This is a genomic window from Myxococcus sp. SDU36 (genome assembly GCF_030168875.1).
GTDB lineage: Bacteria > Myxococcota > Myxococcia > Myxococcales > Myxococcaceae > Myxococcus > Myxococcus vastator.
This window is the reverse complement of record NZ_CP077414.1, coordinates 54,593-72,832: the sequence shown is the minus strand read 5'-3', so window position 1 is coordinate 72,832 and position 18,240 is coordinate 54,593. Positions and strand designations below refer to the sequence as shown.

General features: G+C 69.0%; 17 protein-coding genes and 1 pseudogene. 11 read left to right on the top strand and 7 right to left on the bottom strand.

All coding sequences use genetic code 11. The annotated features are described in order from the left end of the window. Positions 1-2 precede the first annotated feature (2 nt). Both KGD87_RS00335 and KGD87_RS00330 read right to left on the bottom strand, forming a co-directional pair. The gene (locus KGD87_RS00335; RefSeq protein WP_284665597.1) at positions 3-1,934 is read right to left on the bottom strand and encodes a bifunctional metallophosphatase/5'-nucleotidase; all 1,932 of its coding nucleotides are present in this window, start codon (positions 1,932-1,934) and stop codon (positions 3-5) included. Positions 1,935-2,060: 126 nt separating this feature from the next. Then, positions 2,061-2,810, bottom strand: a complete 750-nt coding sequence (locus KGD87_RS00330) for a sulfite exporter TauE/SafE family protein (protein WP_284665596.1) — start codon at positions 2,808-2,810, stop codon at positions 2,061-2,063. Positions 2,811-2,958: 148 nt separating this feature from the next. Here KGD87_RS00330 and KGD87_RS00325 point away from each other — a divergent pair, with 148 nt between their 5' ends. The 7 genes and pseudogenes from KGD87_RS00325 (at position 2,959) to KGD87_RS36840 (ending at position 8,572) form a co-directional block, all read left to right on the top strand. Then, entirely contained in the window at positions 2,959-3,738 is a 780-nt protein-coding gene (locus KGD87_RS00325; protein ID WP_284665595.1) for a DNA alkylation repair protein, read from the top strand. 189 nt (positions 3,739-3,927) lie between these two features. Continuing rightward, the gene (locus tag KGD87_RS00320) at positions 3,928-4,185 is read left to right on the top strand and encodes a TetR/AcrR family transcriptional regulator (protein ID WP_350101089.1); all 258 of its coding nucleotides are present in this window, start codon (positions 3,928-3,930) and stop codon (positions 4,183-4,185) included. 6 nt (positions 4,186-4,191) lie between these two features. Further along, complete coding sequence (locus KGD87_RS00315; protein ID WP_284665593.1) at positions 4,192-5,457, top strand: MFS transporter; 1,266 nt, start codon at positions 4,192-4,194, stop codon at positions 5,455-5,457. Between the two features lie 351 nt (positions 5,458-5,808). Continuing rightward, the gene (locus KGD87_RS00310; protein ID WP_284665592.1) at positions 5,809-6,201 is read left to right on the top strand and encodes a VOC family protein; all 393 of its coding nucleotides are present in this window, start codon (positions 5,809-5,811) and stop codon (positions 6,199-6,201) included. Positions 6,202-6,333: 132 nt separating this feature from the next. After that, positions 6,334-7,515, top strand: a complete 1,182-nt coding sequence (locus KGD87_RS00305) for an SMP-30/gluconolactonase/LRE family protein (RefSeq protein ID WP_284665591.1) — start codon at positions 6,334-6,336, stop codon at positions 7,513-7,515. Between the two features lie 39 nt (positions 7,516-7,554). Then, positions 7,555-7,914: pseudogene (locus KGD87_RS36845) on the top strand (AraC family transcriptional regulator ligand-binding domain-containing protein); the annotation flags it as partial. A gap of 67 nt (positions 7,915-7,981) precedes the next feature. After that, positions 7,982-8,572: a helix-turn-helix transcriptional regulator gene (locus KGD87_RS36840; protein WP_350101085.1), complete on the top strand. Its 591-nt coding sequence runs from the start codon at positions 7,982-7,984 to the stop codon at positions 8,570-8,572. 19 nt (positions 8,573-8,591) lie between these two features. On the opposite strand, the gene KGD87_RS00285 is transcribed toward KGD87_RS36840, so the two are convergent. Continuing rightward, on the bottom strand, positions 8,592-9,617 hold the full coding sequence (locus KGD87_RS00285; protein ID WP_284665589.1) for a pirin family protein: 1,026 nt from the start codon (positions 9,615-9,617) through the stop codon (positions 8,592-8,594). Between the two features lie 112 nt (positions 9,618-9,729). After that, positions 9,730-11,046 carry a ferritin-like domain-containing protein gene (locus KGD87_RS00280; protein WP_284665588.1) on the bottom strand — a complete coding sequence of 439 codons (1,317 nt, stop codon included), beginning with the start codon at positions 11,044-11,046 and terminating at the stop codon, positions 9,730-9,732. Between the two features lie 371 nt (positions 11,047-11,417). Here KGD87_RS00280 and KGD87_RS00275 point away from each other — a divergent pair, with 371 nt between their 5' ends. From KGD87_RS00275 to KGD87_RS00265, 3 genes are all read left to right on the top strand, one after another. Next, positions 11,418-11,957 carry a hypothetical protein gene (locus KGD87_RS00275; RefSeq protein ID WP_284665587.1) on the top strand — a complete coding sequence of 180 codons (540 nt, stop codon included), beginning with the start codon at positions 11,418-11,420 and terminating at the stop codon, positions 11,955-11,957. Positions 11,958-11,980: 23 nt separating this feature from the next. Further along, entirely contained in the window at positions 11,981-13,873 is a 1,893-nt protein-coding gene (locus KGD87_RS00270) for a methyl-accepting chemotaxis protein (protein WP_284665586.1), read from the top strand. A 203-nt stretch (positions 13,874-14,076) separates the two neighbouring features. Next, on the top strand, positions 14,077-15,159 hold the full coding sequence (locus tag KGD87_RS00265; protein ID WP_284665585.1) for a helix-turn-helix transcriptional regulator: 1,083 nt from the start codon (positions 14,077-14,079) through the stop codon (positions 15,157-15,159). Positions 15,160-15,166: 7 nt separating this feature from the next. Here the strand turns inward: KGD87_RS00265 and KGD87_RS00260 are convergent, their stop codons facing one another. From KGD87_RS00260 to KGD87_RS00250, 3 genes are all read right to left on the bottom strand, one after another. Next, entirely contained in the window at positions 15,167-15,427 is a 261-nt protein-coding gene (locus tag KGD87_RS00260; protein ID WP_284665584.1) for a DUF3892 domain-containing protein, read from the bottom strand. Positions 15,428-15,519: 92 nt separating this feature from the next. After that, positions 15,520-16,203: an iron-containing redox enzyme family protein gene (locus KGD87_RS00255; RefSeq protein WP_284665583.1), complete on the bottom strand. Its 684-nt coding sequence runs from the start codon at positions 16,201-16,203 to the stop codon at positions 15,520-15,522. Between the two features lie 82 nt (positions 16,204-16,285). Beyond that, positions 16,286-17,095 carry a GNAT family N-acyltransferase gene (locus KGD87_RS00250; RefSeq protein ID WP_284665582.1) on the bottom strand — a complete coding sequence of 270 codons (810 nt, stop codon included), beginning with the start codon at positions 17,093-17,095 and terminating at the stop codon, positions 16,286-16,288. Positions 17,096-17,313: 218 nt separating this feature from the next. On the opposite strand from KGD87_RS00250, the gene folD reads away from it, so the two are divergent. Beyond that, positions 17,314-18,207 (top strand): bifunctional methylenetetrahydrofolate dehydrogenase/methenyltetrahydrofolate cyclohydrolase FolD, encoded by an 894-nt coding sequence (gene folD / locus KGD87_RS00245; protein WP_284665581.1) that lies wholly within the window; start codon positions 17,314-17,316, stop codon positions 18,205-18,207. Positions 18,208-18,240: the final 33 nt, after the last annotated feature.

The following is an 18,240-nucleotide window of genomic DNA, read 5'->3' as shown; positions in this document are numbered from 1 at the left end:
CGCTACTCGACGAACGACTTCGTGCTGTAGAGCGACGCATCCACCTTGCGCAGGACGGGCAGGTTCGTGCCGGGCTCGCGCTCGGCCTGACGGTCGATGTACGTCTGGAGGACGTCGGCATCGAGCACGCCGATGTCGGAGCGGCGCTCGGCCGGCACGTTGGCCAGCGTCGCGTAGCCGTCACCACCCGTGGCGTTGAAGCTCAGCACGAACAGGCGGTAGGAGGCGGTCGGCCGGAGCTCGTTCCACTGGCCCGTCGTCTGGTCCAGCACCTCCAGGTTGCTGGCGCGCTGGCCGCGAGCCTGGGCGGCGTTGACGTCGAAGCGCAGGCCGCCGGTGTACGGATAGGGCCCCGTGGTGCCGCCCTCCCGGAACGTGGCGTGCAGCCCGTCCTCAATCATCGACTTCACCTCGGTGCCAGTGACGTCCAGCCGGAACAGCATGTTGCCGAAGGGCAGCACCTCGATGACGTCCGCCGCCGTCACCGGTCCCTGCAGCGGCCGGCGCACGCCGCCAGCGCTCTGCAACGTGATATCCGCGCCGCCGTAATCCGAGTTGGCCACTTCCAGGTAGGCCTGAGCCACCAGTTGCTGGATGTCGCCGCCCCGGCTGTGGACCTCGCCCAGGGCGTTGCAGCTCACGCTGGAGCGGCCCGGCTCCGTGTTTCCCGGCACGCGACGATTGCAAAGCTCGTCGCCCGCCGTGGCCACCACCGTCCGGCTGTACTCGTCAACCCGGCCCTGGAACGGCGCCAGCACCTGCGCGGCCGCGGCATCCGGCTGCGTCACCCTTAGGAAGCCGCTGGCGGCCACGCTGGCCAGCATCGCGGCGTTGTCGGAGTCAGAGACGGGCGTCCCATCCATGGAGAACTGGTTGCCGATGAGCACGTGGGGCGTGCCGCCACAGGACGTGACCACGCCCGCGGCGTCGAAGCGGATGGTCATCTCACCGACGACCTGCGAGTACTGCCAGGCCTGCCCCAGGCACACCGTTTCGCCGTCGCGGTTGCGCAGCGACTCCGCATAGGGCCCCGCGGGCGTCCCGACGTTGAAGGTCTCCATGTCGGCAGGCCCCAGCAGCGTGTGGGAGTCACCGCCGATGACCGCGTCCACCCCGCTCAGCTGCGGGATGATGGTCCGGTCGAGCTGGTACCCGATGTGGCTCATCACGATGATTTTGTTGATGCCCTGGGCCCGCAGCGCATCGATGGCGCGTTGGGCGGCGGGCACCTCGGCCTCGAACGTGGTGTCCGCATCCGGGCTGGAGGACTCCTTCGTCTTGCCCGCAATCGTCAGGCCGACGAGGCCAATCTTCTGGCCACCCCGTTCGACGACGGTGAACGGCTCCACGTAGCCGGCAGCCCTGGAGGTGTGCAGGGCGGAGCCCGCGCCGAACTGGACGTTGGCGCTGATGACGGGCGTCTGGCACTGGCCGGCATGCAGGCGGTCGATGAAGTTCTTCAGCTCGGTGTCGCCCTTGTCGAACTCGTGGTTGCCCAGGGTGAAGGCGTCGAAGCACACCGTGTTCATCATCGCGGCGTCGGCCTCGCCAATCTGGCCCGCGCGGTTGAAGTACAGCGTGCCGGTGAGGGCGTCACCCGCGTGGAGCTTGAGCACGTTCTCCTTTCCAGCCGCCAGCTCCTTCATCGCGGACGTGACGCGCGCGAAGCCCGAGGATTCGACCTCCGCGGCCACGGTGTCACCCACGGCGTTCGTCACGTTCAGCTCCAGGCTGGAGCCCGCCAGATGCGAGTGGTGATCGTTGATGTGGAGGATGGTCAAGTCCAGCGGCGCGGGCTGCTCGCCAGGGTCGACGTCATCGTCATCACCACACGCGGACAGCACGCTGGCCGCCATCCACGTCACCGTCAACCAGCGCGTCCGGTTCGACGAACGCGCCCCCCTACGCACTTCCTTCTCCGTCTTCAATCGCATGAGCCGCTCCCAGGTGCCTATCGGAAGGCGGCATGGTGTCGGGCGTGAATGGCAGCCCGGTTACGCCTTCCTACGCGGCCGGTGACACTTTCATGGCGATTGTCCACAGCCCAGGCCCCAGCACCTTCACCCCGCCAGCATTTCGCGGGCAACCATGTGCATCCCGAGGAGCATCAAGCTGACCAGGAAACACGCCCGGAACAGCACGGGTGAGAGCTTCTGGCGCAGCCACTGCCCCACCTGCATCCCGACGAGCGCAGGCAGCAACATCAGGAGGGACTGGCCCAGCTGCGTCCCCGCGCCAGCTGCGTTGATGTAGAGCCCCGCCGCCAGGGCCAGCGTGGACACCGTGAACGAGATACCCATGGCCTGAATCAGCTCCTCTCGCTCGAAGCCCAACGCTTGCAGATACGGCACCGCGGGGATGACGAAGACGCCCGTCGCCGCCGTCACGAAGCCGGTGAGCGCGCCCACCCAGGGCCCCAGGCGCTTGTCCGCCACCGGGCCCACCGTGAGTCGGGCCCCACTGATTCCCCAGGCCGCATAGGCCACCAGCGCCACGCCCAGGGACACCGTGGCCCAGGCGCCCACGGGCGCGCCCAGCAACCACGCTCCGACGAGCGTGCCGGCACAGACGCCCACCTGCATCGGCGCCAGCCGCCGCAGCAAGGGGCCCAAGGTCGACCAGGGACGGAGCTGCCAGACATTGGTGACCAGGGAGGGCACGATGAGGAGGACCGCCGCTCGGGCGGGAGGCATCACCAGGGCCAGCAGTGCCATGGCGATGGTGGGCAGGCCCAGCCCCACCACGCCTTTGACCAGGCCCGCGAGCACGAAGACGGCAACAGTCACCAGGAGGCTGTCGGACGATGGCATGGGGGAAGATCCTGGTGGGTGAGGGACACGCGACGCAATGATTCTGGGTGCCGCCCTCCCGCCTGAAAATTCGAAACTGCCCGCTGCCGCCTCAGGCCCAACCTGAGGCAGCGTCCCTCGAAGGTTCGGCGCGCTATCGTCGCCCCACATGCCAACGCCGACATCCGCCAAGGGCCCTCGTGGTGACATCGACGCCCGCGTGAAAGAAGCTCTGGCCGGGCTCGAACGCCTCGCCACCCCCGCCATGCGGGACAGTCTTGCCCGGTACGGGATTCCCGCTGACCATGCCCTCGGGGTGCCAATGCGGGACGTCCAGGGGCTGGCCAAGCGCCTTGGCCGGGACCATGCGCTCGCCAAGGCCTTGTGGAAGACGGGGGTCTACGAGGCACGCATGCTCTGTGCCTATATCGGCGAGGCGGACCGCGTCACACCCGCGGAGATGGAGCGGTGGTGCCGCGACTTCGACAACTGGGCCGTCTGCGACACGTTGTGCTTCGCCCTCTGGGACCATACTCCGCATGCATGGGCCATGGCGGACAAGTGGTCCAGCCACCGCGAGGAGTTCGTCAAACGCGCGGCCTTCGCGTTGCTCGCCTCGCTCGCGGTTCACGACAAGTCAGGCGAAGACGCGCCACACCTCAATGGGCTGGTCCTCATCGAGCGCGAAGCCACCGACGCCCGCAACTTCGTCAAGAAGGGCGTGAGCTGGGCCCTGCGCGCCGCTGGTAGCAGACGCGGTCCCGCGGTGCGCATTGCGGCGCGCGCCCTGGCCACCAGGCTTTCGGCCAGCGAAGACGCCACCGCTCGCTGGATTGGCAGGGATGCGCTGCGCGCCTTCGCCAAGCTGGAGGCGAAGCCACCCAAGCCCGCCGCCAAGGCGCCCCGTGGGAAGACGGCGACGCGGCCCCCAAAGCGCTCGCGCGACTGAGGGCCGTGGCAGGTAGGGGCCACACAGCGGCACCGTGGACCGCCCGGTCCGAGGAGCAGCGACCCACGCAGGAAGCCCCCTCCAGACCGCGGAATAATGGGATGGGTACGTTCGTACATACCGCCAGCGGCACCGTGAGGCCTCGTACCTCCTGCCGCATCCCCGGAGACCACGTGGCGCCCCGAAGATATGCCCCCGCGCGAAGGGCTTGTGCTCACGCTCGAGCGCTACACGCTCGCGGCGCGCCAGCGCGCCTTCCGGCAAATCACCCACGACTGGATGCGCCGCAGCCGCGCCGTGCTGGAACGGTTCGTCGACGCCAGGATGGCGCACGAGCTCGACGCCTTGATTGAGGGGCTGTTCATCCACGTCAGCCTCGACCCCGCCCCACGCAGCCGCGACCTGACCCGGGACGCCGTGCGCCGCCTTCTCTCGCTCGCCCCCTGACCCGCCATGCCCCCCACCTCTCCGCCCCAGGCCCCCCGCGAGTACCGGGCGGCCCGCGCGGCCGTCGCGGCGCTGTTCCTCACCAACGGCGCCATCCTCGCCAACCTCCTGCCGCGCTATCCGCAGCTCAAGGCCGACCTGGGCCTCAGCAACGCTCAATACGGGCTGGCGGTCGCCGCGTTCCCCAGTGGCGCGATGGTGGCGGGGCTTGCCGCCGGAGCGCTCATCCGCCGCTTCCGCTCCTCACGGGTCGCTGTCGCCGGCACGCTGCTGACGAGCCTGGGCGTGCTGGTCGCGGGCCTCGCGTCGTCGTGGTGGGTGCTCGCCGCTTCGCTCTTCTTCGCGGGCGGCATGGACGCCATCACCGACGTGGCGCAGAACTCCCATGGACTGCGGGTGCAGCGGCTCTATGGCCGGTCCATCCTCAACTCCTTCCACGCGGTCTGGAGCATCGGCGCGGTGGTCGGCGGACTCATGGGCGGGCTGGCCGCGGGACTGAACGTGCACCGGGGCCTGCATCTGGGATTCTCCGCCCTGCTCTTCGCCGGGGTGTCCTTGATGGCGCTGCGCTACACGATTCCCGGCCCCGAGCCCATCGTCACCGTCGAGCCAGAGGCAGCCGCGGCGCACCAGGGCAGCGTCCCCGCGCGGCGTCCGCCGACGGGGCGCGGGCGCATCTGGCTGATGTTTTCCGCGCTGGTCTTGATTGCCGTCGGCGGCATCCTCGTCGAGGACGCGGGCATGACGTGGGCAGCCGTCTACCTCTCCGGGACACTCGGCGCCACGGCCGCTGTCGCTTCGTTCGGGTTCGTCGCCCTCGTGGGCGCGCAGTTCGTGGGCCGGCTGCTGGGCGATGGAATGGTGGACCGGTTCGGCCAGCGCGCGGTCGCTCGGGCGGGGGGCGCCACCACGGCGCTGGGCATGAACGCTGCGCTGTTGTTTCCCTCCATACCGGGCACCATCGCGGGCTTCGCGCTCGCAGGATTCGGCGTTGCCACGCTGGTTCCCGCCGCCATGCACGGCGCCGACGAGCTGCCCGGCCTGAGCGCGGGAACGGGTCTCACCGTCATCAGTTGGCTGATGCGCCTGGGGTTCCTCGCGTCGCCCCCGCTCGTCGGGCTCGTCGCCGATAACGTGGGATTGCGCGTGGGTTTGCTTGGGGTGCCGCTCGCGGGGACCATCGTCGTGCTGCTCTCCGGAGTCCTGGCCACCGTCCGCGCCCCCGCCGCTTCACCGGGCGGCCAAGGCCCCTCGCTTCCACAACCCCATTGAAGCAAAGACTCAGCGCGCATGCAGCGGGCGCCGGCCTCGACGACTTCGTCCTCCTCAAGCGACTGGCCCTCGGCGCGATGTCGGAGGTGTTCCTCGCGGAGGCGAAGGGCGCATCGGGTCGGACCGGCTGGTTGCGCTGAAACGGATGCGACGACCTTTGGGTGCGCCAGTTCCTGGACGAGGCCCACCTGGCAACCCTCCTCAATCATTGCCCGACCAGTCGCAGGCCTCCAGGCGCTTCACCAGACCGACCGCTGGCACGCCCCCAGGGGACATGCTTGCATTCTCGCGGCGTCACGTGCCTGTCACGGAGTCCACGAGGCACGGAGGCGCTCCACCCAAGAAGGCCCCATGCCCGTTACCTTCAACCACACCATCATCGCCGCGAAGAACCGCCACGAATCCGCCCGGTTCTACCGAGACCTCCTCGAAGCCCACGAGGCGCCGTCCTGGGGCCCCTTCACCAACATCCAACTCGACGAAGGTGTGCTGCTGCAGTTCGCGGAGCCTCCCGTCGACATCCAGATGCAGCACTACGCCTTCCTCGTCGACGACGAACGCTTCGACCGGGCCCGCGCGCGGCTCCAGGCGCAAGGCCTCACGCACTGGGCCGACCCGCAGCGGAAGCGGCCCGGTGAAATCAACCACGAGCACGGAGGCCGCGGACTCTACGTGATGGACCCCGCCGGACACGGACTCGAGCTCATCACGCGTCCGTATCTCCCGGACGTACGGAACCCGTAGGCCTCGGGGCAGGGTCAAGGGGCGCGCTCCAGCAGGGCGCCCCACCCGAGCGCGTCGGTCAAGTCGGTGGCCGCCGAAGTCAAGTCGGGGAACGTCGAAGCCTCTACCTATGAAGGCAGGAGGAAGCTCGACATGAAGACGTTCAACCTGCTGGGCCGCATCGCCGTGACGACGTGGATTGCCGTGGGCTGCAACAGCGAGGAGCCTGATGTCGTGGAGGACGACGCGCCTTCACTGACCCAATGCCACCCCTTCGCCGCACGTGACACATCCCCCGTCCGCTCGCAGCGAGCGGAGGGGGTTCCCACGGAAGTGACCGCCTGGACGACCCCCATCGCTCCCGCCTACGAAGGCCCGCTCGCGGTGAATAGCGACCTGGAAGGCGCCGAGCGCTTCGGCGCCACGGAGCTGCGCGGCGCGGAGGACATCGCGTTCGACGCCCAAGGCCGGCTGTATACCGGCACCGCGGATGGAACCGTCTGGCGGGGCACCGTCGACGCGGAAGGCCGCCCGACGTCGTTCACCGCGCTGGCGACGCTGACGGACGCCCGTCCCCTGGGGCTGGCCTTCGACGCCTGCGGGAATCTGCTGGTCGCCGCAAGCAAGCGCGGACTCGTCGGCATCAGCCCCGACGGCATCGTGCGCACGCTCGCGGACCGCGTGGATGGGACGCGGATTGAGTACGCCGACGAGCTGGCCGTCGCCGCGGACGGAACCGTCTATCTCTCCGACGCCAGCACCCGTTACGCCAGCGCCTGGCCCTATGACTTCCTCGAGGGCAAGCCCAATGGCCGCGTGATTGCGTACGAGCCGGCGACCGGCGCGGTCCGCACGGTGGTGGACGATATCTACTTCGCCAACGGCGTGGCGGTGACGGCCGACGAAAGCGCGATCCTCATCGCGGAGACGTTCCGGGGCCGGGTGCTCCGGCACTGGCTCTCCGGAGCGCGCGCGGGAACGACCGAGCCCTTCATCGAGAACCTCCCTGTCACGCCCGACAACATCACGCTGGATGCGCAAAGCCAGCTGTGGACGACGGGCTACCTGCGCACCGACGAACTCGACGCGCTCTCCGGCAGCGCCCAGCAACGACTCGCGTTGCTCCAGAACTTCACCTATGAGCAGCTCGTCGCCGGCTTCCCCGTGGCGCCGCACGTGCTCGTGACGGTGCATGACGCGCAGGGTACACTGGTGCGCAGCTTCCACGACGCCACCGGGGGCCTGTTCTCGCTCAGCACGGCCGTGCCGCACGCATCGTGGCTCTACCTGGGGACCCTCTCCGGCCAGGGGATTGCGCGCGTGCCGGTGCCTTGACGCTCCTGGGGGCGTCTGGGAGTCTTTCTCGCTCACGCGATGGAAGACTCCCTGCTGCTCGGCACCTGTGGAACAGCGCTGGGCCATCAGATGCTCGGCTTCGCGCTCTCCCGTGGCTTCCGGGAGAGCGACGTGCTGCGAATCATGCAGACGGACCGCCGCACGCTGGCGGACCCGGACGCGCGGCTGCCCTTCGGACCCGCCTTGCAGTTCTGGGAACACGTGGCGCGCACGCTCGACGACGCCTCGGTTCCCATCCAGCTCGCGAAGATGATGTCCCCGAACGACCTGGGCGTCGTCGGCTTCGCGGCCATCACCTCCACCAGCGTCCGTGAGGGTATCCACCGCGCGGTGCGCTACTACGCGCTGCTGGCGGACACCGCCCGCCTCCAACTGACGGAGGTACCAGAGGGGCTGCCGGCTCGAGTTCATCCGCGCCAGCGCCCCCGGGCTCGGCATGCGCGTCATGAACGAGAACTCGATTGCCAGCATCCTCCACGTGATTCGGCTGGCGAGCGGCATCGACTTCGACCCCGTGGAGGTGGCCTTCCGACATCCCGCGCCCAGCCCCGTGACGGCGCACCGGCAGTTCTTCAGGGTGGTCCGGTTCGGCGCGGACTGGGACGGGCTCGTCGTTCCCACCGACGTGCTCGACCGCGCGCCCGCGGGCACGAAGACGCCCATGAGCGCCTTCTTCGAGCGCTATGCGACCACGCAGCTCCGCGCTCTGCGCGCGAGCCAGTCCTGCACCGACCGCGTGCGCTCATCCATCCTGGAGCTGCTCAGCGGCGGCGAGCCCCGCATGGCCGCCGTCGCCCAGCGGTTGGGGACGACGGAACGCACGCTGCGGCGACGGCTCGACGAGGAACAGGTGTCCTTCAGCGAGCTGATGGACGATGTCCGCAAGACGGCCGCGCGCGACCACCTGCAAGACACCAGGGCCAGTGTGTCCGACCTGGCCTTCCTCCTGGGCTTCTCCGAGGTCAGTGCCTTCAGCCGGGCCTTCACGCGGTGGTACGGCACGTCGCCGCGCGCGTTCCGCCAGCGCCCCGACTGAGCGCTGGCGGTCCTTCGGCTCAGGCCGGACGTTCGATGCGGCCATCCGCGTGCCGGGCGAAGCGCCCTTCCTCTCGCGGATGGACCGGGTCATTGGCCGGCCAGGGCCAGCCGCCGAAGCCGGTGCGCTGGTAGTCCGCGAAGGCCTGCTGAATCTCCTGCCGCGAGTTCATCACGAACGGGCCGTACTGCACGACGGGCTCGCCAATGGGACGGCCCTGCAGCATCAACAACTCCGCCGCGTCCGCGCCGTTCTCCAGCTCCACCGCGACGTCCGCCCGCAGTTCGACACCATGCGACGGAGGAATGGCACGCCCCGCCACGCGCAGGCCAGCGCCGAGGAAGAAGTAGAGCATCCGGTTGCTGCCAGGGGCCGCCGCCGGCAGCGTCCACCGCGCGCCCGGGGCCAGCTTGAGCGTCCAGATGGCCACGTCCGCCGTTTCCTGCGCGGCCCACGACTTGGGCGGCGGCGGTGGCGCCTTCACGTCTCCCAGGCTTCCAGCCACCACCGTGACTTCCGTGGCGCGCCCTTCCGCGTCCCGGGCGACGTGCCGGGGAATGACGTGGTTCCACAGCATGGAGAAGTGCGGCTCCACGAGCTTGTTCGCCCGCGGCAGGTTGAGCCAGATTTGAAACAGCTCCACCGGGTTCGGCTGGTCGCGCTGGAGCAGCGGGAACATCTCTGAATGGTTGATGCCCGCGCCCGCGGTGAGCCACTGCACATCCCCGCCGCCGAAGCGCGCCGCCGCCCCCAGGGAATCCGAGTGGTCGAGCAGGCCGCTGCGCACGACCGTGACAGTTTCGAAGCCCCGGTGCGGGTGCTGGGGGAAACCGGGCACCACGGTGCCGTGATACATGTTCCAGCCGTCCCGCCCGTCGAAGTCCTGGCCCAGGTTGCGGCCCGCCAGCGAGGCGGACGGCCCGAGGCGCTCATTCCCCACGGGGTACTTGTCGTCGTGGTGGACGCAGAAAAGGAACGGGTCCGGGGTCCGCCACGGCATCCCGAGCGGCTCCACACGAAGGACGGCTTCTGGCTGCTGACTCATCTGCTACGCCTCATCCCTTCCGGAGCCCCATGAAAATTCCCTGGGTCGGGACTCCCTCCGCTGAGCGTAACAGCGAGCCCTCCGCGCCGCTTGCCCCACCGTCCCACGAAGTTCAGGCCCACAGCTCCTGAGCGAGCGTGTCCACCATCGCCACGGCGACCTCGGGCGGGGGCAGCCCGGCCTCGGACACGAGCACGGGATTCACCGGCATGGCGGCCTCCTCGCGCAGGGCCTCCGCGGCCCGCTGCTTCGCCAGCCGGAGCACCTCGCGCTCCCCGTCCGACAGCCGCGCCTGCGCCCAGGCATCAATCTTCCAGGAGAGCTCCGCGTGCCGCGTCTCGTCCTCCGCGATGCGGGCCATGGAGGCGCGAACCTCGTCGTCCTGGGCATGGAGTGACTGGTGCCGCGCCACCAGCGCGCCGAACGTCTCCCGCACACAGCCCTCCACCGCGTTGTCCAGCGCCACCGCGAACAAGGAGCGGGGCGCCGCCGCATCCACCCGCGGGGCCTGGGGCGTCGCGCCATGCCGTCCCGCCAGCCGGGCGCTGACCTCCGTGTGCATGACCTCCTCCAGGGCGCTCATCAGCGCCGCGTCCTGCAGCGCGAGGTCCGCGCCATGCACGGCCAGCTCCTCCCGGAGCAGCAGGAAGGCCTGGATGGACGCGGCCTCCAGGTGGGCAATGGCGGCGAAGTGCTGGCCCAGCACATCGTCACACGCCACCGAGCCCCGTGAGCGCAGTCCTTCGGGCCTGCGCCCCACGGCGCAGTTGTCCGTGCCCCGCGCGAGCACCTTGCGCTCCTCCTCCACCACCTCGCCCGTTGACGACACGCGCAGGGCATACTGCGTCAGCTCCGTCCCCTCACCACACGCCATGCCCTTGGTGCCGACGACGCCGAACGCGCCGTCGCCCAAATCCTTCACCGCCCCATACTTGAGCCCGTCGCAGCGCACGCTATAGCCCGCGGAAAAGGCAGTCAGCGCGGCCTCCTGCGTCGTGTCGATGGGCCCCAGGAACGACTTCAGGGCCTCCAGGGAGGCGATGGCAGACACCACGTCGCCGCGTGTCGTCGCGAGGAAATAGTCGGTGCAGATGAAACCGCAGGCGGAGCGGAACCCACTGGCGGGCGACAACGCCTCGAGCTCTGACAGACATGTCTGGGTCTGGGTCGCCGTCGCGCAAGGTGTTCCCGCGGAGGAGAGCGGGTTCGTTGGCACGGACTCGCCAGCCGCATGGAAGCTCCGCAGTTGCACGAAGTCTGGCGCGACCGCGGGTGACAATCCCGTCACGGACAGCCCACCATTTTCACAAAGGGGCGGCTCATAGCCCGTCAGGTCCACTTCACCGTCACATCCGGCAAGTGTCAGGGGCGACAGGAGCGAGGCGCGAAGGGCCCGGGAGAAGAGCAGACGCAAGCGATTCGATTCCATGGGTGCAGGGCCTCCTTCGGATGGGAGTCCGCACCTCAGCAATGAAGATGCCAACGCCCGCGGGCCCGGGAACAGCGGACAGGCACCGCGAAATCCGGACGTTTCTTGCCTGCCCCGCTCAGAAACCTGAGGGGGCACGCGCTCTTGGCTTGCGCGATTTCAAGAACGGCATTCCTGGCTAAATCAGCGACACTGAAACACGAGTCAATGGCGACTCCCTCACAGTGTATGGCCAGGCAACCCGAGCGGTCGCCCAACATGAGCCACGGGTTTTGTTTTCAGGCAAATGCCTGTGTCACACTGGCGCCGCAAGCCTGACGCAGGCAGCGCCTCACCCGGCCCGGTGAAAGCGCTTCGAGGATGAGGTGCGGATGTCGTCGTGGTTCGGTATCGCAGTCGCAGTGCTGGCGCAAATGCCCGCCGACGGCGCAGCCCAGGTGAAGAAGGTAGACGGGCTGGTCCCCGCGCTCCGGGAGATGGCCGCGGATCCCCTCGTCATCCAAGCGGTGCGTGAGCAGAACGCCCGCCGCGAATCCCTGGACGCCATTCAAGCGCAGGACGCCGCCTGGATGGCGACGCCCGCGCTGACGCCTTTCAAGGAACGGCTGCTGAGCAGCGCCTGCTCGCGCGTCCTGAACCGGCACCGGACGAAGCTGGGGCGTGTCATCGCCGAGGCCTTCGCCATGGACAACCAGGGCGCGCTCGTGGGCGCCACGCGGCGCACGTCCGACTACTGGCAGGGCGACGAGGAGAAGTTCCAGGTGCCCTTCACGCAGGGCCTCCAGCTGCGTGAGAAGCCCTTCTTCGACGAGTCGTCGCAAGCCTTCGTCATCCAGGTCTCCTTCCCGGTCCGTGAGCGCGGACGAACCATTGGCGCGCTCTCCGTCGGCATCTCCCTGCTGGACCTCTGACTCTCCTGCTCGCTCGACATCCCATGCGCTTCCTCGACGGACTGAAGCTTCGCACCCGCCTCATGCTGGCAGTGTTCCTGCTGGTCATTGGAGCCATCGCCCCGCTCAACCTCGTGGGCAACTTCTTCGCGGAAGAGGCGCTGCGGGAGCAGATCCACGCCACCCTGCAAGCGGAAGCGGAGGGGCTGAGGGAGCTGGTGGAGGCGGCGCTCACCGAACGTGAGGGCAACGCGCGCAGCTGGGCCGAAGACTCCATCGTCCGAGGCGCCCTGCTGTTCGACACCTTCGAGAAGAGCGACGCGGTGCTGGCCTCGCTCCAGAAGCGCCATGCCTCCTTCGCGGGGTTGGTGCTCTTCTCCGAGGACGGCCGGGCGCTCTCCGCCAGCGACCCCGCGCTGCTCGCGCGCTTCGCGAACCAGGAGCAGGAGGTCCGCGAGACGGCCTGGTTCAAGAACGCGAAGCAGAACCGGCTGGATGGCCATGGGCTCGCGCAGGTGGACCCCTTCTTCCAGAAGCGCGTGCTGTCCTTCGCGGTACCGGTCATCAGCCCCATCAGCCAGTCGCGCATCGGCATCCTGCTGGCGGCCTATGATTGGGGGCGCATCGGCGCGGAGGTCGAGGATGCGCTGGCGCGCGCGCACGAGCGGGGACAGAAGAGCTTCGCGCTGGAGGTCCTCTCGGCGGAAGGCACGCCCCTGTTCGACTCCCGCGAAGAGGGCGCGCAGCGCGCCACCGACGCGCTCCGGTTCGAGGCCCTGGACGACAGGACGGAGGTGGACGTGGGAGATGGCTGGCGCTTCGTGGCGACCGTGTCTCCGCAAGAGGCCTACACCCCGCTGGAGCGGGGCTCTTGGATTGCCCTCATCCTGACGGCCGTGTCGTTGATTGCGAGCATGCTGGGCTCCTGGTGGCTGGCCCGGAGCGTGACGCGTCCCATCTCCACGCTCAGCGACGTCGTCGGCCGCATCGTGCGCGAAGGCGACCTGACTCAGCAGGTGGAGGTACCCGCACGCCAGGACGAGGTCGGCGAGCTGGCCGCGTCCTTCTCCCAGATGATGAGCCACCTGCGCGAGTCCACCGCCAGCCTCCAGCAGGGCACGCGGGTGCTGGGGCAGACGGTGGCCGAGCTGACCCGCGCCTCCGCCCAGCAGGAGCGCAACCTGTCCCGCCAGGCCGCCGCCCTCCAGGAGACCCAGACGACGGCGCAGGAAATCAAGCAGACGTCGCTGATGGCCGCGGACCGCTCCCAGGAGGTGCTCGGCGTCACCACGCGCGCCCGCGAGGTGGGCACCGCCGGCGAGGCCACCGTCAGCGCCAGCCTGGAGGGCTTCGAACAGCTGAGGGAACAGGTCGGGCGAATGGCCGGCAGCATCACCGCGCTGGAAGAGCGCACGCGCCAGATTGGCGGCATCACCCAGTCGGTGAAGGACCTGGCGGACCAGTCCAACATGCTGGCGCTCAACGCCGCCATTGAATCCGCGCGCTCGGGCGAGCACGGCAAGGGCTTTGGCGTGGTCGCCCGGGAGATTCGCAGCCTGGCGGACCAGTCCATCAGCTCCACGGGCCGCGTCCGCGAAATCCTGGATGACGTCCAGCGCGCCATCCGCGCCACCGCCTCGCTGTCCGAGGAGGGCCAGCGTCGCACCGAGGTCGGCCTGGGCCAGGTGCGCGCCAGCGGTGAGAGCCTTCGCGAGCTGGCGGGCATCATCCAGGACAACGCCAACGCAGCGCAGCAGATCGCCGCCGCGGTGAGCCAGCAGAGCGCGGGGGTGTCACAAATCTTCACCGCCGTGACGGACCTGTCCCGGATGATGGATGAGACGCTGCAGAGCATGAAGGCCACCCAGCAGACCACCCAGACCTTGCGCGACGTGGCGCAGCGCATGGAAGCGGTCGCGAGCACCTATCGCGTCTGACGCCCAATCCCGGGCTGGCCGCGTCTCGTCAAGCCAACAGCAGCCCCTTGCATGACCACCGGGAGGCCAGCGAGCCTCCTGTCAAGCCCCGGGCCTACCCCTGGGGGGTGAGGGACAGCCTTTCAGGCGGAGCCTATTGAATGGACTGACACGGAAACGGACCCGCAGGGTTGCCTGACCAGGCAGGAAGGAAGCTCGCGTCGATGAACCTCTCCTCCCATGAATTCCTACTCCGGGACAAAGTCATCGCGGCTCTCAACAGCACCTTGTCCCTCCCCAAGGCGCTCGAATCCGCCCGGGCGCCCCTGCTGGAGCTGACGCCCGCTGACTACGTGGGCCTGTGCCTCATCAACCTGGGTCCCATCGTCGAATTCCAATGGCTGGTGCCAGGCCACCGGATGGCCCTGCTGGATGAGTATTCCAAGTGGGTCGACTCCGACTTCGTGCGGGCCCCCATCTTCGCCCAGCCGAATGTGGTCCTCCGGGACTCGGAGATGATTACCCGCAAGGAATTGGAGCGCAGCGCGCTCTACCAGCGCAGCAAGGAGCTGGACCTGAGCCTGGAGCACGTCATGGCGGTGCTCCTGCCCGTGTATCCCCAGCTCCTGGGCGCCTTCACGCTCTACCGGGACCGCCGGCTGGCTTTCTCGGAGAAGGACGCCGCCTTCCTGACGAGCCTCACGCCCCACCTGCTGAACGCGGTGCGCAACTGCCGCGACATGCAGGCGGCCTCCACGGGCTCCCGGCTCCTGGAGGAGCTCTACAGCCGGCCCGACGCCGCCTACGTCGTGGTGGCGCCGCCCTCACACGAGGTGCTGCGCTCACGCCGGGCCGCCACGCTGCTGGAGCGGTGGTTCAAGCCCTCGGACCTTCATTCCTCGGGGATTCCGCTCGTCCTCATGGAGCGGCTGGACGCCCTGACGCGGATGACGCCGGACGCGCGGCTCCAGAACACACGCTGGGTCTCCCTCCACGGGGATGCATACCGCGTGGTGCGGTTCGTCGAACTCCCCGAAGCCGAAGGCCCGCGTCAGTGGGCCCTCATCCTGAACGAGATTCCCTTGTCGATTCCCCTCCCCGAAACCATGCGCATGCAGCTCACGACCCGGCAGGTGGACATCGCGCAGGGCATGCTCCGCAACTGGTCCAACGAGCAGATTGCCAGCGAGCTGGGGCTCTCCGAGGACACCGTGAAGACGCACGTGCGCGACATCTTCCGCCGGCTGCAGGTCGACAACCGGACGGACTTCCTCTACCAGGCGGCCCACCTCAACAAGCCCGTCTGAAGCAGCTTCAGAAGCGCGGCAGCTCCAGCAGATTGTCCGTGAGGATGCCATTGGCCTTCGTGCGCAGGTACGGAGGCCTGGCATTGATGACCTCGACCTTCACGTCCCGGGGCCACGTCTGCACGCGGGCATCTCCCCCTGCCTGGAGCCACTGGACCAACTCCAGGCGGCTGCCCTCACCCAGCTCGTTGCCCTCCGTCCAGCGAAGGCGGGCAATGTGCTCGTGAAGCGCGCCTCCTTCGAGACGAATCTGGGTGATGTAGCGCATGAAGACGCCTCCCACTTCGCGGACGACGATTCGAAGGGGAGGATGGCCTTCAAGCGCGGGACTGTCTCTACCACCGGGGAGGTATGCGGCCTTCAGCGCTCGCGGAAGATGCCCGGGTAGATGCACCGCGTGGCGCGGGCGGAGAAGATCACCGCCGCCTGGTCCTCGGGGTCCGTCAGCGTCCGCAGCACCGCCTCCAGCTCCGCCACGTGGTCCCCGTCCAGCGCGCCGTGGCTGCGCAGGAAGGTGACGGACTTGCGGATGTTCGGAATCGCGTCGGCCGCAATCAGGCGCTCCACGACGCCGCTCGCGCGTGTCTGGGACAGGTACTCCAGCACATACGCCGTCCCCAGCACCGCCGTCGGCACGCCGGACCGGGAGGTGAAGAAGTTCCAGCCGGTGTAGGCGTCCACCGCGGGGGTCCGCGCCGCGGTCTCCACGCGCGCCGCCGGGCACCCCAGGTTCTTCAGGTCCGACAGCAGCCACTTCTCGTGGCCGCGCTCCTCGCCGGCCTTCTGCACCAGCAGCTCCGCCAGGTGCGGGTGCCGGCCCTGGCGCTTGAGCCGGTGGCCCGCCTCCGCCAGCATCGGCGTGCTCCAGCGCGCATAGTGGTAGGTCTGAATCAGGTAGTGGATGTAGCCCTCGGTGTCGATGGTGCCGTCGAAGAGGCGACGGGCGTCGGGCTGCGCGTCCAGCGCGGCCACCAACCCCCGGCCCTCCTGCTCCAGCACCGCCACCCAGTCCACCTGCGTCGGGTTCTGCACATGCGTGTTCACGGACGTCTCCTGTTCCCGGGCCGTCTTCCAGTCCCGGCTGCTGCGCGTTGAAGGTGAAGGGAAGGAAGCAGCGCCAGCGGCCTCAAGCGGCGCGGCGGAGGGGGTGCTGCGCCAGCGCGTTGAAGCGCGCCAGGGTGCTGGCGGGAACCTCATCCAGCGCGGCGATGAGCGGCAGGGTGAAGCGGCGGAAGCTGGCGTCGTAGAGGGGCTCGGAGATGAAGCGCGCCCCCATCTTCCGGGCGAAGAGCGTGGGCGCCCTCGGCACGCGCAAGCCGTCCAGCAGGCCCTGCTCCGCGCGCAGCCGCTCCATGGGCGTGTAGTAGGGGTTGCTGGGGATGGCGGGCGCCTCCACCGGCTCCGGCACGTCCACGCGCCAGCGCGGGCTCATCCAGCCCCGGTAGGCGGCCACCTGGCAGGACAACATCGCGTCCTCGCGCGAATCCGTGTCCAGGTTCGCGGACGCAAGCCAGTGCGTCACGCCGCGCCGCCGGCTCTCTTCGTAGATGCCCGCGTGCAGCCGGGTGACGGCCTCGGAGTGCCGCCAGCCGTCGAGCACACAGAAGCGCGACGTCTCCGCGATGACCATCCCCGGGCGGACCACGTCCGACAGGTCCAGCTTCTGCTCCAGCTCCAGCCCCAGCCGTCCACCGATGGCCTCCGCCACCTCGGGGTTGGGCAGCAGCAACCGCAGCGTGGCCACCGGGGCCGCGTCCGCGTAGACGACCAGGTGCACGGTGGTGTCCAGCGTGTCGAAACAGCTCACCTCGCGGCGGGACGGCGACGTCCACCCCGTCATCAACCCCAGCTCTCCGCCGAAGACGGCCCAGCGGACGCGGAGCGCGTCGTCGAGCTCGCGTTGGGTGGTGGCAACACGACAGTGCATGGACGTCATGGGTTTCTCCGGGAAGCGAAGCGGGTCCGGCGTCGCGCCGTCCTCGCCCTTTCATTCGCCGCCCAAGCCCCGAGTGCGCGCGGGCCCTGCGCTTTTTGCTCCCCGCGAATCCAGGGCCCGCGGGGTACGACGGGGAGCGTGTCCCAGGACACCGTCCGGGGTAGGCACCGCGAAGAAGCACTGCGCCAACCCTGAGAATCTGGCGTAAGAAGCCGCGCATGGCGCGGACCCTCGATGGAACCGAAATCAGCCGGGTGATGCGGGCGGAGATGGCCCAGGACGTCGCGGCGCTTCAGGCCGCCGGTGTGACACCCGGCCTCTCCGTGGTGCTGGTGGGCAACAACCCAGCGAGCCAGGCCTACGTCGCGAGCAAGACGCGGGCGTGCGAGGCCCTGGGGATGCGCGGCCAGACGCTGACGCTGCCCGAGGACGTGTCGAAGGAGGAGCTGTTCGCCGTCATCGACCGGCTGAACGCCGACCCGGCCGTACACGGCATCCTGGTGCAGCTGCCGCTTCCAGCCCACCTGCCCTACAAGGCCGTCCTGGAGCACATCCATCCGGCGAAGGACGTGGACGGCTTCCACCCCATGAACGCGGGGCTGGCCTTCGTTGGAGACCCTCGGGCCTTCGTGCCCTGCACCCCCGCCGGCATCATGGAGATGCTCCGGCGTGAGGACATCCCCACCCGGGGCAAGCACGTGGTCATCGTGGGCCGCAGCCTCATCGTCAGCAAGCCGCTGGCATCGCTGCTGATGGCGCCGGGCCCTGACGCCACCGTCACCCTCACCCACCGCCACACGCCGGACCTCGCGTCCTTCACGCGGCAGGCGGACATCCTCATCGTCGCGGTGGGCAAGCAGAACCTCATCACCGCGGACATGGTGAAGCCGGGCGTCGTCGTCATCGACGTGGGGCAGAACCGCGTCTCCGACGCGAGCTCGCCGCGCGGCTACCGCATGGTGGGAGACGTGGACTTCGACGCCATCCAGCCCATCGCCAGCGCCATCACCCCCGTGCCCGGCGGCGTGGGGCCAATGACCATCACCATGCTGCTGGCGAACACGCTCCAGGCCGCGCGGCAGGCCCGGCAGGGCCCGCTCCCCCTATTGTAAAAATCACCCCGCCCCACAATTCCTCTCAAGAGC

Bases quoted from the DNA above. Each gene is read 5' to 3' on its own strand.
- KGD87_RS00250 (WP_284665582.1), bottom strand. From the start codon at position 17,095: ATGACGTCCATGCACTGTCGTGTTGCCACCACCCAACGCGAGCTCGAC.
- KGD87_RS00330 (WP_284665596.1), bottom strand. From the start codon at position 2,810: ATGCCATCGTCCGACAGCCTCCTGGTGACTGTTGCCGTCTTCGTGCTC.
- KGD87_RS00280 (WP_284665588.1), bottom strand. From the start codon at position 11,046: ATGGAATCGAATCGCTTGCGTCTGCTCTTCTCCCGGGCCCTTCGCGCC.
- KGD87_RS00335 (WP_284665597.1), bottom strand. From the start codon at position 1,934: ATGCGATTGAAGACGGAGAAGGAAGTGCGTAGGGGGGCGCGTTCGTCG.
- KGD87_RS00305 (WP_284665591.1), top strand. From the start codon at position 6,334: ATGAAGACGTTCAACCTGCTGGGCCGCATCGCCGTGACGACGTGGATT.
- KGD87_RS36840 (WP_350101085.1), top strand. From the start codon at position 7,982: ATGAACGAGAACTCGATTGCCAGCATCCTCCACGTGATTCGGCTGGCG.
- folD (WP_284665581.1), top strand. From the start codon at position 17,314: ATGGCGCGGACCCTCGATGGAACCGAAATCAGCCGGGTGATGCGGGCG.
- KGD87_RS00285 (WP_284665589.1), bottom strand. From the start codon at position 9,617: ATGAGTCAGCAGCCAGAAGCCGTCCTTCGTGTGGAGCCGCTCGGGATG.
- KGD87_RS00260 (WP_284665584.1), bottom strand. From the start codon at position 15,427: ATGCGCTACATCACCCAGATTCGTCTCGAAGGAGGCGCGCTTCACGAG.
- KGD87_RS00265 (WP_284665585.1), top strand. From the start codon at position 14,077: ATGAACCTCTCCTCCCATGAATTCCTACTCCGGGACAAAGTCATCGCG.
- KGD87_RS00320 (WP_350101089.1), top strand. From the start codon at position 3,928: ATGCCCCCGCGCGAAGGGCTTGTGCTCACGCTCGAGCGCTACACGCTC.
- KGD87_RS00315 (WP_284665593.1), top strand. From the start codon at position 4,192: ATGCCCCCCACCTCTCCGCCCCAGGCCCCCCGCGAGTACCGGGCGGCC.
- KGD87_RS00325 (WP_284665595.1), top strand. From the start codon at position 2,959: ATGCCAACGCCGACATCCGCCAAGGGCCCTCGTGGTGACATCGACGCC.
- KGD87_RS00310 (WP_284665592.1), top strand. From the start codon at position 5,809: ATGCCCGTTACCTTCAACCACACCATCATCGCCGCGAAGAACCGCCAC.
- KGD87_RS00275 (WP_284665587.1), top strand. From the start codon at position 11,418: ATGTCGTCGTGGTTCGGTATCGCAGTCGCAGTGCTGGCGCAAATGCCC.
- KGD87_RS00270 (WP_284665586.1), top strand. From the start codon at position 11,981: ATGCGCTTCCTCGACGGACTGAAGCTTCGCACCCGCCTCATGCTGGCA.